Source organism: Burkholderia sp. IMCC1007 (assembly GCF_027257875.1).
GTDB lineage: Bacteria > Pseudomonadota > Gammaproteobacteria > Burkholderiales > Burkholderiaceae > Burkholderia.
The window spans coordinates 76,905-88,535 of the sequence record NZ_JAPVQY010000032.1; the positions used below are offsets into that span (position 1 = coordinate 76,905).

The following is an 11,631-nucleotide window of genomic DNA, read 5'->3' on the forward strand; positions in this document are numbered from 1 at the left end:
GTGGTGCTATGTGGCTCGCATACCTTCCGTACGCTGTCACGTCACGTGAAAATTCCTCAGTTGCCGTCGTGGGTCGCGGTTTGTGACTTCACAATTGGTAACGATGTCGGATGTGAGGTCGTTGATTCCTCGCCGCGATGAACAACGCGGTTTCGGCTCATGTGGCGTTCGTTTCCGCTATCCGCGGCCGGCATTCGTTCAATATTCCAGCTAGTTTTCACCGTGTGCCTTCGAGCCGCTTGGTGGTATACGTCTGACCTTGTCGCTGCACGTCGGGACGGGCACGAGCACGGCCAGCCCCGCGTTGCAGACGTATTCCAGGGTGCACGGGCGGCCCGGCGGCATTTCGCGCTCGGATCGAAGGACAAGAACAATGCAGAACACGGCACAAGCCCTGAGAGACCTTGCGCTGGGCCCGCAGCACAACCGGCAAGTGAAAATGAGCTTTCCGGACGATGACGCGCCTTGCAAAATCCTGCTGCCTAACGCATTCGAGGCGGTTGAAGCGTTATCGAAGGATTTCGCGTACAAGATCGAACTGCTGTCGGATAACGATCACCTTGCACCGAACGATTTCATCGGCAAGTGCGTCACGATCAGTCTGGTGCGCGGCGACGGAAGCCAGCGATATTTCAACGGCCATATCTTCGCGTTTCGGCACGTTCGCACGGACGGCGGTTGGGTCTTTTACGAGGCGCACGTGGGTCCGTGGCTGCGTTACCTGAAGTACAGCCAGCACAATCGCCTGTTCCTCGACCAGAACCTGCACGACCAGACAGCGACGGTTTTTCAGGACTACGGCGTGTTGCCGGACTGGGCTTGGCACGTCGGCGAAGACGATCCGCGGATGACGATGGCCTGTCAGTTCGACGAAGACGACCACAACTACGTTCATCGGCGCTGGGAGCACGCGGGCTACCTGTACTGGTACGAGCACACTGCCACGTCGCACATATTGACCGTTTCCGACCCGTCGCGTCCCGCGCTGGCGATCGATGGCAAGGTTCACGAAATCCGCTTCCACAATGGCATGGGTGCAGAGGAATCGGACAGCATTCTGAGCTGGTCCCCATTCCAGCAGACCACGTCGACGCATGCGGAACTATCCCGTTTCGATTTCAAGACCCCGACGCCGACGCACGTTCAAACGAGCCTGTCGAGCCCGGAAGCTGCGCTGCCGCAACTCGAATGGAACGAGTACGCCGGCGCGTACGGCTATCGGAACATGGAGCACGGCTATCAGGTCGTCAATCGCCGGATGGAGGAAATCGAAGCGACGATCAAGCACTTCGATGCGAAGGGCAACAATCGCTTCGTGCAGCCGGGGCGCTGGTTCCGGCTGACGGACCGTTACGGCTCGGCGCTGAGCCGCGATCAGAGCGACGACGAATACCTGATCATCGCGGTCCGGCACGTGGCGACCAACAACTATTTGCAGGACACGGGGGTGCTGGCGGAATACCGCAATGCGTTCACGTGTGTTCCGAGGGCAACCCCGTGGCGGCCCGGGCGTGGCTTCAACAGCGTCGACACGAAGATCCTCGCGCCGCAGACTGCGACCGTCGTCGGCCAGACCGGCACGAGCATTCATACCGACGAACACGGCCGCGTGCTCGTTCAATTCCATTGGGATCGCGACGGCAAGTATTCGGCATGGGTGCGGGTCGCGAGCGGCTGGGCCGGCGGCGGCCAGGGGATGGCAGCGCTGCCCCGTATCGGTTCCGAAGTCATCGTGCAATGGCTCGACGGCAATCCTGACCCTCCCATCATCACGGGCCGCGTGATGAACGCGCGCAACGTACCGTCGTGGAAGCTGCCGGACGAGCATGCACTGATGGGCATTCGCAGCCGGGAGCTGAACGGTGCGGACGGCAATGCATCGTTCGGCCGCAGCAATCACCTGGTTTTCGACGATACGGCGAACGCCATTCAGGCGCAACTTCGGTCCGACCATGCGGCGAGCCAACTCTCGCTCGGCAAGATCACCCGGATCGAGGATTGGCAGGGGCGCAAGGACGCTCGTGGCGAGGGCTTCGAGCTGCGTACCGATGAGGTGGGCGCGATCCGCACCGGCAAGGGCATGGTAATCAGCACCGAGGTGCGTCCTGCTGCGCAGGGCATCTGTCGGACGTTAGCGAACCGGCATCGCGGCTGACCAAAGCGCAAACGTTGCATGCGCAATCGGCCAAGCTCGCGCAGCACTATCAGGCGCAGGACAACGGAGCTGACCAGACGCCGATTGCTGAGGCACTGAAATCGCAAGTGGATGGCATCCAGGGTGCGGGCGCGACGGGCAGTAGGGGCAAGGGCGATTTCCCCGAACTCGACGAAGCGCATTTGTTGCTGGCCGGCGCCGCCGGCATTGCCGTCACGACGCCCGCGACGGCGCACGTCGCCGGCGGCCAGCACGTGGCCGTCACGGCCGGAGAAAACATGTCGGTCGCGACGGGCAAGTCGTTCTTCGCCAGCGTATCGGACAAGTTCTCGCTGTTCGTCCACAAGATGGGCATGAAGCTGATCGCGGCGAGCGGCAAGGTGCAGGTGCATGCGGAAAACGACGAGCTGGAGCTGCTGGCGAAGAAGGTCCTGTCGATCATCAGCACGACGAACTGGATCAACATCACTGCGAAGCAGGGCATTCGCTTGACGGCCGGCAACAGTCAGTTCGAGGTCAGTGCAAAGGGCATCGTCGGTTACACGCCCGGTGAGAACAAGATTCATGCGGGTAGCCACGATACGGTGGGGCCGCAGAGCGTGCCGGCCAAGTTCCCGGGTTCCGATCTGTGCGCGCCGGTTGCGCAGGACGCCGCGCAGAGCGGGCGGGCGTCGGTCGCTCTCTCCTAAGCCAATGAAGGCTGCTACTACTCTCATGCTTCCTGTCGACGAATCCGCCGCGCCGCCGATGCGGGGCTTTCTGCTGGTTGAGCCCACCATGCTCGTCCACACGCCGGACCTTGCAGCCCTTGATATGCGTCCGTGTACGCCGCGTGTGCTGGCCCATCGTGAAGAATTGATGCCGCACTTGATCGATCTCGCGGCGCTCGATGCGCAAGGCCAGGAGATCGCGCTGGCGCGGTGGCAAGAGGAAGTCACGACCGAGCGGCCGCCGGTCGCATGCGCGTGGCTCGATACCGAAGCCAGCGCCGATGCGGTGAGCGAGCATATCGCCCGGCATTTGGTTGGCCCTGGCGCGCATGGCCGCATCGTGTTCTGGCGGTATTACGATCCGCGCGTTCTCGGCCTGACGCTCGCCGTCCTCGAACCGGACCAGCGTCACGTTCTGCTCGGTCCGATCGACGCCTGGCAGTTTGCGTGGGCGGGTTACCGCTGGTCAGTAGCCATGCCGGAAATGAAAACCGAACTGGACGACCAACTGATCGGTTGGCCTCGCCCGGACCAATGGCCGCGCCTCGATCGCAGCGAAGTGGTCGAGCAGGTGCGTCAGCGATTGCCCGCCCTAACGCTTGGTCAAGCCGCGCGCTTGCCGGCTGCGATCGACCAGACGTTGAATGCGATGGCCGATCGAGATGTCGCGAGTACCGATGCGCTGGTGGAATACGCGGTACAGCGCGTACAGCGAGATTTGCTAGCCGAATAACACGGCGTCCCAATACGAATATTTCGAGGCTAAAGGATCACATTATGGCGACCATCCCAGGCTGTCCGATTTGCGATCGCGACTCACTGTTGATCTACCCCGTCCGCTACGCCATTGCGTGCCCGCGCGGTGCGGCCAAAGCGCCCGCGCTGTCCGGCAACTTTCGAATCGACAGTCGCGCTCCGCAGGCCGTTGCGACGGCCAAATACACGCTGCGATCGCTGCGACAGGGTTATCTGTACACCTATGACGAGAAGCGCAAGAAACTGCGCGCCTTCATGGTGCTGGACGATGGTGTGCTGTACCAGTTCGCGCCCAGCATCGTGCCGCCACCCGGCAATGCGGCCGAGAACAATGTGACCCAAGGTATATGCCCGTCCAGCGACATGGCTCCCGAGTCCTTTGGCCGTTGCGTGAGCGTCCAGCATACCCCCGGCAGTGATGAAGCCACGAACCTTTGGATCGGCTGGTCCAACGTGCGCTGGACCCGGGATCTGGTCTTTAACAAGATCGGCGATCCTGCGTGGCGCAAGCTGCATATGCAGTGCATCAACGTTCCAGCGATGATCGCCGGCAGCGCGGCCGACACGGGTGAGTTTCAGGCGACGCGCAGCAAGATCGCGCACTTCGCGATGCGGCGAACGAATCCGCCGACGAAGCATGGGGCGAGGCGTATTACAAGAAGGGGCCGGACGGCAAGCCGCAGATCGGCCCTGACGGTAAACCCGTAACCGTGATTGATACCCAAGCGCTCGAACGGTTTCGCGACAACGAGTATCCCCGCGCACTCGATGCGTTCAAGCCGAAGTGGGCGCCGCTTGTGCTGGCCCACGCCGACTGGCTCAAATCGGCGCTGTTGTCCGACTGGATGGCCGGCAATCACGACACGAAGGATCTGCGCAGCGGCTACGCATACAGCGAGTCGTGTGCGCAGTCGATCGGCGCTGCGGCGGGCACCGAAGCGTGCCAGAAAGTGCTCAATGAATGGTTGAACGGTCAGGCATCGGACGTTCGTAATCTGTACGTGCGTGCGCTGATGTTCAATCAGGAAACCTTGATGAAGGCGGCCGATGCGCAAGTACACGGCTCGGACATTCAGTACGGAAACATCCTGAACCTGTATAAGGAAGCCTTCAAGCAGATCGAGAAACTGGGGAATGCGGCGAATCTGCGCGATCGGCTCGTCGTGACGACTGCCAATACGATCGTCAATGTACTGGCCCAGGGCGGGAAAGGCGCGGCCATCGGTTTCGCGACGATCCGGCTGTCGTTGCATGCGGGCGTGTCGATCAAGGCCGCCCACATCACGCCGGCCGAGATGCGCAACTGGGTGTTCAAGCAGGGCGACGCGCTGGGCTTGAATATGGACGGCGACCGGCTAGAGCGGCAGGCCGCTGCAGCGAATATCCGTCGTGAGGTCTTTAAGGCTGCGCCGCCTTCCAATCCGGCTGTGTTCGCGTATGCGATCGATACCGAAGCATGGGTGAGGTCGGGCAAGCTGGACGCCAGCGAGGTCAAAGCGATCAAGCTTCCGGGCGTGGAGTTGACCCGCAAATGGCTGGGTTCGTCGTCGCCCGTCGAATTCAATCAAGGGATTGCCACCGCGATCTTCCAGCTCGCCACGCTGCGATTCGCGTACAAGGATTTCGACGGCAGCGATCGCTTTAACTATAACGAAACCCTGCTCAAACTTTCTGGCGCGGTCGTCTCGATCATTGGCAACCTCGTCGAGACAGTATCCGAAACCGTCGCCAAGGCCCCCGAGCACCCGCTCTCGGCATTCCTGATGAAACATTGGGCTTGGTTCAATCACGATACGGCTGAAGTCACCGCCAAGGTCGGTCGATGGTCCGGGGCCGTTGCGGGCGTCATCCTCTCATGCTACGACCTGTTTAAAAACGCTCCGGAAGCATACGGGAACAAGGAGTACGGGCTGACCGCTCTCTATGTGGTCGGTGGGACTCTCGGAGTATATATTGCGCTCTCCCCACTTCTTTCGGCGGTGCCGTTCATCGCCGCTTGGATGCCGCCTCTCTGGCCGATTCTGGTGATTTCCATTGTGATCGGGTTCGTGATCGTGTATTTCAAATCGGCGGCTATTAATGATTGGATATTGCGGTGCAAATTCAGTAAGACGCCGGGCTATCACACCATGGACGAAGAGTTAAAAGCCTTCAATTCCGCAATGGGAGATTGACGCATGGACGAGCGCTTGATGAAGAAGTGTGTCGGTGCTCCGATCCCCGAATGGGATCAGGCTCACCGCCTGTCGATTAGCCAGCCGGCTGGCCCGGAAATCAAGGATCTCGGAACGGTCTTTACCATCAACTCCACGTTCATGGATGTTATCGATCCTGGGTTTCTGGATAGGCAATGGGCGCTTATGGCGGTTTTGATTGCCTTTTTGGCGATGGGAATTGGCCCGTATGTTTATATCCTCACACATAGCGACCCAGCCCCAGCCTTTTGGATGTTCATATTCAACGGTCTAGCAATTCTTCCTGTAATACTGTTTGGTTCGATCGTCTGGAATCTCGGCAGGGGGTTGTTTTTTGGCCTGCTCTACCGACCGATACGGTTCCACCGTGCCTCGCGTACGCTCTATTTGATTCGCGCCCGGCGGTTCTTGGCGAAGTCTGGCGAAGGCGATGTCGTGTGGGAAGCACCGTGGAACGATGATGCGATCTTTTGCATGCATCAAGAAGTCACACCTTTCGGTACGGTGTTTCACATTCGGCACTACACGTTGGACGACAAAGGCAACGTGACGCGGGTATTCTCGATCGGTCGTGAGTGGACCAGTTCGCAGGCCCGACTGGCGCTGGCGCAATGGAACTACTGGTGTCAGTACATGAATGACGGCCCGCGTAATCTGCCGAAGCCTATGCTGTTCCATACCCAGCATGAAACACCGCGAGAATCATTCTTGTTCGCGTTGTACAACTTCGGTATGAACGTGCCGCTGTTCATGCGGCTGATTGCGATGCCCGCAGTCCTGACGTTCACCGTCATGCGGATGATGGCGAACGTGACGTGCCGTGCGCCGGTCTGGCCGCAGGCGATCGCGCGCCTTTCTACGGTTGCCCCTGACGACCCCTATGCAGAACCCCGCGGAAGCACGCCGGTCGGCTGGGCCGCGACAGTATTGGCCCAGCAACGCGGCGACTATCCGGACGACGATCATGCGCGAGTCCCGAACTGGACGAGCGAGCCGGATGGCCTCAAGTACGCGGCCGCCTGGCTAAAAAACCCAACCGGAGTTTCAAGCGCGCGGCGAGACGCATCATGACGCCGCGGAAGTCGTGACATCGTCGGCACCATCGGAATCGAAATGAATACACAAGCTCGCGTCGTCTCGTTGCCAAAGGTGGCCGCGTCCGTTGCAGCGGTCGTTACCACTGCGCCGTTTCTATACAGCCTCTACTTTCTGAAAGCGTCTTCGCTATCCGATGACGTATTGGCCATGCGACTAATCGCTTTTATCGGCAAACCTGGTATTTCGAACGGGGCTGGTTTTTCTGATCGTGCAATTGCACGGGGAACGGCGTGGCCAATTCGCGTTCCGTCGCCCCGCATTGCTTCTGGCAATTTATGGGGCATGCCTGATCGGCTGGCAGTTTGGGCAGGGTTTTCTATTCCAGGCGCTGATGCGAAGCTTGAGCGACACCCCGGCCTATCTGAGGCTCATGTTGGCGATCGTTGCCCCACTGAGCGCGATGCTTTATTCGCTCGTCGCCTGGCTGGCATGGCTGCTCGTTACGCACTTGTTGCGCAACGATGTCTTACCCGTCATCCCGTCCGGTAATGTGGCGAGGCGTATCGCCGGGCTCGCGGCCTGGCTGTTTGCCTGTGTACTGTTGACGTTCGCTCCACAAATTGTGTACATGTTGGTCAACTACGTTGACGACGATTTCAATCTCATCATGCTGAACTGCATTGGCATGGTTGTCGTTCCAGCAGCGATAGTCTATGTGGGCACACGATCCGGATTGCCTCGTAATCTCGGGCGACTGCACGGCTGGCGTTGGCTGGGAGCCTCGATCGCAGCGATGGCATCTATTTCGCTGCTGGCATATGGAGCGCTGCACGCGATTGGCAACGTGCTTGACAACATTAATGCGATGTCTGGAAGGCTGACGATTATTGTCCTTGCCGGAGCGGGCTTGGCTTATCGGATGTGCTTCCGCGCGTTCTATTCTGCCGTGGGGCGATCCGCTACCGGCACGTCTCAAGAAATGCAATCGTCATGAAGGATGAAAACGGACGCGGCGTGATCCGCTTGCACGACAAGACGACCCACGGCGGCGAAGTGATTACCGCAAGCGACGATTTGACGGCGCTGGGTGTACCGGTCGCGCTGGAGGATCACCTGACATGGTGCCCGAAGTGCGGCGGACAGTTCAGGATCATCCCGCAAAACAGTACCCGCAACCATCACGGTACACCGGTCGCCTTCCACGACGACTTGACTGAATGCGGCGCGCGGCTGATTTCGTCGCTTGAATAAGAGGCATCGCGCATGAGCAGGTCAGTGAATCGAATGACGGAAACAGCATTGACGGGCGCATCGCCACCCATCCGCCGGAAAAAAGCCGGCGACATCGAGCCGATCGCGATTTTCCAGAACGACCGGTCGACCGGATTCGCGACATGGTTAATGGCCGGCGGTCACGACGCCGGTGCGGCGATGGACTCGATCACGCTACTCCGGAAGCAACCTGCGGCCCGCAAGCGACATTGCGCAAACTTATCTTCGTCGGCCCGACGCTCGTGCGTCCCGACCGACAGGGACGGTAGCTGAATGGATCACCTGCTGTCGCATTACGAATACGAACTCGGGTTGTTCGCGCGGGCGTTGGGCGATTTCGCGATCCGCTATCCGAAGATCGCCGCCCGGCTCGGCATCCAGAGCGGCGGGACCGACGATCCGCATGTGACGCGTCTGATTCAGACCTTTTCATTTCTTGCCGCGCACCTCGATTCGAAGCTGGCCGACGACTATCCCGAATTTACCGAGGCGCTGCTCGAGGTTGTCCACCCGCATTATCTGCGCACGGTGCCATCGTGTGCGATTGCCCGATTCGAACCACGGGCGATCGTCGGTCAACTGACGGACCCAGTCGTCGTGCCGCGCGGCGTGGCGTTGAATGCCCGCACAGCCCCGGTGCGATTCCGGTCGGCCTACGACGTGACCATCTCGCCATTGCAAATCGGGTCCGCACGATATGCGCCGACGACGCTGGCGCCGTCGGCCGTGAGATTGCCCGCCGGCGCAACTGGCGTGCTGTCGATCAGCTTCACGTCGGCCGCCGGGCCGTTCACGGCGGCTATTCCGAACGGCCCCATCCGTGTCTACCTTGCGGGCGAACGGCCGTTGGTCTCGTCGCTGCTGGACGCCTTGCTGTTGCGCGCGGCCGCCGCATACGTTGAGGCCGATCAATGCGGACGCTGGCGGGCGCTATCGAAAGTGCCGTTCCAGCCGGTCGGTTTCGCCGATAACGAACGCTTGCTGCCGGACAGCCGAACCGCCAGCCGCACCGCGACTACCTACGGCTACTTACTGGAGTACTTCGCGTTTCCCGAGTTGTTCGATTTCGTCGACCTCGATCTGGGGCGCGTGCGGCGCGCAGCAAGCGCGCCAGATGCTCGGGAGCTGACCTTGCATGTCGTATTGCGCGATACGCCCGCCGATTCGGTCGTTGCGCAGGCGCTCGCGTCGCTCGACGCAACGGCGTTCAAGCTATTCTGCACGCCCGTCGTGAATCTCTTCTCACAACCGGCCCAGCCCATTGTGTTGAAGGGGCACGATGCCTATCCGGTTCAGCCCAAGCGACTGACGAAACATTCGCCGCTCGGCGTGTATTCGGTCGACGCGGTCTATCTGGGCGCGTTGTCGAAGAACAAGGATAAAAACGAGGACGTATCGCTCGACAGTGATCGGCCCAGAACCGTGGTGCTGCCCTATCAGGCGCTCAATCACGATCCTCGCCCTGATCCGAGCGCGGTCTATTGGGTTGCGTTTCGTGATCGCGACGCGGGATCGCCCGGTCGTCAAACCATGATGCTGTCGCTGGTCGGACTGGATGGGCAGTCGGCCCGGCCGAAGCTGCCGCAAATCGATGTGGTGACGACGGTGACGAATCGCGACTTGCCAGCGCGTTTGCCTATCGGCAATCCGGTGGGCGACTTGCTGCTCGAAAGCAAGACACTGGATTGTCCGATCCAGTTGATCACTCGGCCGACGCTGCCGGCCGAGCTGTCGCGCGGCAACGGTGCGTTGTGGCGCGTGTTGTCGACGTTGTCGCAGCATCCGCTGGACCTGACGCGGGACGGGTTGGCGGGCCTGAAAGCATTCCTGCGGCTCCATGCGGTGAGCACGACGCCATTCTCGCAGCGCTGCATCGACGCGATCACCAATCTGGACTACAAGCCGGCGATCAAATGGATGTCGCTGGATAGTCAGTTCCCGTCGTTCGTGCGCGGCATCGAAATCACGCTGTCGTTCGACGAGACCGCATCGCGAGAAGTGAGTCTAGTCGTGCTCACGAAACTGCTCGAACGGTTCTTCGCGCCATACGGGCCGATGAACAGCTATGTTCAACTGGTGATCCGTTCGGCGCAGACCGGCCAGGAACTGACGCGAGGCGCCGCAACGCCCGGCATGCAGCCTCTGATCTAAGCGCGATCGTGCGGCCTTCTGCCGAAGGTCGGTGCGGTCCGGGCCCGGGGCTCGGCGGCGTGTCATCTGATCCGGGCGGCCGGTGCAACGCCGCCCGTCGTTGCGCGTGCCAGTCGTTGTACGTGAATTACGCGCCCGTATTCGACTGCGCCTGCAACCACGCACAGAACTGCGCGACGAGCGGATCGTCCGCCGGCGCGCCCGGCGCGATCCACCAGGTGTGAGCCGCGGTGGGGCCGGCAGCGCAAGCGTCACGGATTCGGCTGTACCGAAAACGTCAGCGGCCATGCAAAGGTCCCGTCCTTCGCCTTCGGCGCGAACACGAAACGATAGCTGAGCGTGAACGTCGTGTTCAGCGCCGTATACGGCACGTTGATCGTGCCGCCCGTGCCCGGCAGCACCACCTTGCCGCCGAAGCCGCTGATCTCGATCGAACTGAACTGCGACAGGCTCGCGGCGGCAACCTGTACGCGCACCGTGTAGCCGGCCCGGTCGTTGGTCTGGACCGCGAGCGCGGTCCCCGACGGGTTGTTCGCGTTCGACACGGCCACGTAGCCGATGCTCGTGTCCTTGTTCGCGATCACGAGCTTCGACGGATTGGTCGCGTTGAGCCGCGCATACGCCTGGACCGTCGTGCCGACCTGCACCGACCGGCTGACCTGCTTCGCGGCGCTCGGGCCGGGTGCCGCGCCGACGAGCGCGATCGACAGCGCGACCAGCAGCCCGCGCGCGCGGCCGGCGCCATGCGCGAGCGCGAGAGATCCCGTGCCGGTCAGTCCGCGTCGGGCACACCGCGCTGCGGTGGCGCTCGCTGTCTGGGTTCGGTTCATGTCTGCCCCCGTTGTCCGAGTCCGTGATGGCGACCGACGGCGGCGCACGCAACGCATGCGCCGCCGGCCCGCCTAGTAGTTGAACAGGATCATGATGTTGCCGTCTGCATAGCTTCCCGGCACGACGTTCTGGCCGCCGCGGATCAATCCGTATACGGTCGCGTTGAACGTGCCGCCGCTCGTGATCTTGCCCCACGAGATCGCCGACGTGCCGCTCGTGCCGTCGCCCCAGATCGACGTGTGCGCGCTGTCGAGATACAGGTTGTAGCCGAGCGTCCGCGTGTCGCCGGTGCGCGTCATCACGCGGTTCGCGAAGGTGCCGCCGCCCGTGCTCGCGGTGATGGTCGGCGTCGCGTTGCCGCTGCCGGTGCAGTTGACCGAGATCGTGACGGCGGACGTGGCCGGGTTGATCGTGTCGTACGTGCCGAAAACCATCGACGACGGCGCGTTCATCGTGCAGGTCGTCGCCGCGCGCGCGGGCGGCGCGACCAGCCCGGCGGCGCCGGCCGCCAACGCGGCGAGCG

The 11,631-nt window shown here is 61.6% G+C and carries 10 protein-coding genes and 1 pseudogene; 9 read left to right on the forward strand and 2 right to left on the reverse strand.

The window, feature by feature from the left end; all coding sequences use genetic code 11:
* The first annotated feature begins 439 nt into the window (after nucleotides 1–439).
* From O1Q03_RS24635 to tssF, 9 genes and pseudogenes are all read left to right on the forward strand, one after another.
* A complete protein-coding gene (locus O1Q03_RS24635) occupies nucleotides 440–2,155 on the forward strand; it encodes a type VI secretion system Vgr family protein (RefSeq protein WP_269506628.1) in 1,716 nt (571 codons plus the stop codon).
* A gap of 14 nt (nucleotides 2,156–2,169) precedes the next feature.
* Complete coding sequence (locus O1Q03_RS24640) at nucleotides 2,170–2,844, forward strand: DUF2345 domain-containing protein (RefSeq protein WP_269506630.1); 675 nt, start codon at nucleotides 2,170–2,172, stop codon at nucleotides 2,842–2,844.
* 25 nt (nucleotides 2,845–2,869) lie between these two features.
* Nucleotides 2,870–3,598 carry a DUF4123 domain-containing protein gene (locus tag O1Q03_RS24645; RefSeq protein WP_269506631.1) on the forward strand — a complete coding sequence of 243 codons (729 nt, stop codon included), beginning with the start codon at nucleotides 2,870–2,872 and terminating at the stop codon, nucleotides 3,596–3,598.
* 44 nt (nucleotides 3,599–3,642) lie between these two features.
* A complete protein-coding gene (locus tag O1Q03_RS24650; protein ID WP_269506632.1) occupies nucleotides 3,643–4,329 on the forward strand; it encodes a T6SS effector BTH_I2691 family protein in 687 nt (228 codons plus the stop codon).
* A pseudogene (locus O1Q03_RS24655) lies at nucleotides 4,269–5,795 on the forward strand (T6SS effector BTH_I2691 family protein); the annotation flags it as partial. The gene O1Q03_RS24650 and the pseudogene O1Q03_RS24655, both read left to right, overlap by 61 nt.
* Nucleotides 5,796–5,798: 3 nt before the next feature.
* The gene (locus tag O1Q03_RS24660; protein WP_269506634.1) at nucleotides 5,799–6,887 is read left to right on the forward strand and encodes a DUF6708 domain-containing protein; all 1,089 of its coding nucleotides are present in this window, start codon (nucleotides 5,799–5,801) and stop codon (nucleotides 6,885–6,887) included.
* 286 nt (nucleotides 6,888–7,173) lie between these two features.
* A complete protein-coding gene (locus tag O1Q03_RS24665) occupies nucleotides 7,174–7,848 on the forward strand; it encodes a hypothetical protein (RefSeq protein WP_269506635.1) in 675 nt (224 codons plus the stop codon).
* Nucleotides 7,845–8,105, forward strand: a complete 261-nt coding sequence (locus tag O1Q03_RS24670; protein WP_269506636.1) for a PAAR domain-containing protein — start codon at nucleotides 7,845–7,847, stop codon at nucleotides 8,103–8,105. Before O1Q03_RS24665 ends, O1Q03_RS24670 begins: the two co-directional genes overlap by 4 nt.
* Before the next feature lie 294 nt (nucleotides 8,106–8,399).
* On the forward strand, nucleotides 8,400–10,277 hold the full coding sequence (gene tssF / locus O1Q03_RS24675; RefSeq protein ID WP_269506637.1) for a type VI secretion system baseplate subunit TssF: 1,878 nt from the start codon (nucleotides 8,400–8,402) through the stop codon (nucleotides 10,275–10,277).
* Nucleotides 10,278–10,528: 251 nt separating this feature from the next.
* On the opposite strand, the gene O1Q03_RS24680 is transcribed toward tssF, so the two are convergent.
* On the reverse strand, nucleotides 10,529–11,107 hold the full coding sequence (locus tag O1Q03_RS24680; RefSeq protein ID WP_269506638.1) for a hypothetical protein: 579 nt from the start codon (nucleotides 11,105–11,107) through the stop codon (nucleotides 10,529–10,531).
* Between the two features lie 72 nt (nucleotides 11,108–11,179).
* On the reverse strand, nucleotides 11,180–11,631 hold a 452-nt coding region (locus O1Q03_RS24685; protein WP_269506639.1), incomplete at its 5' end, for a Csu type fimbrial protein.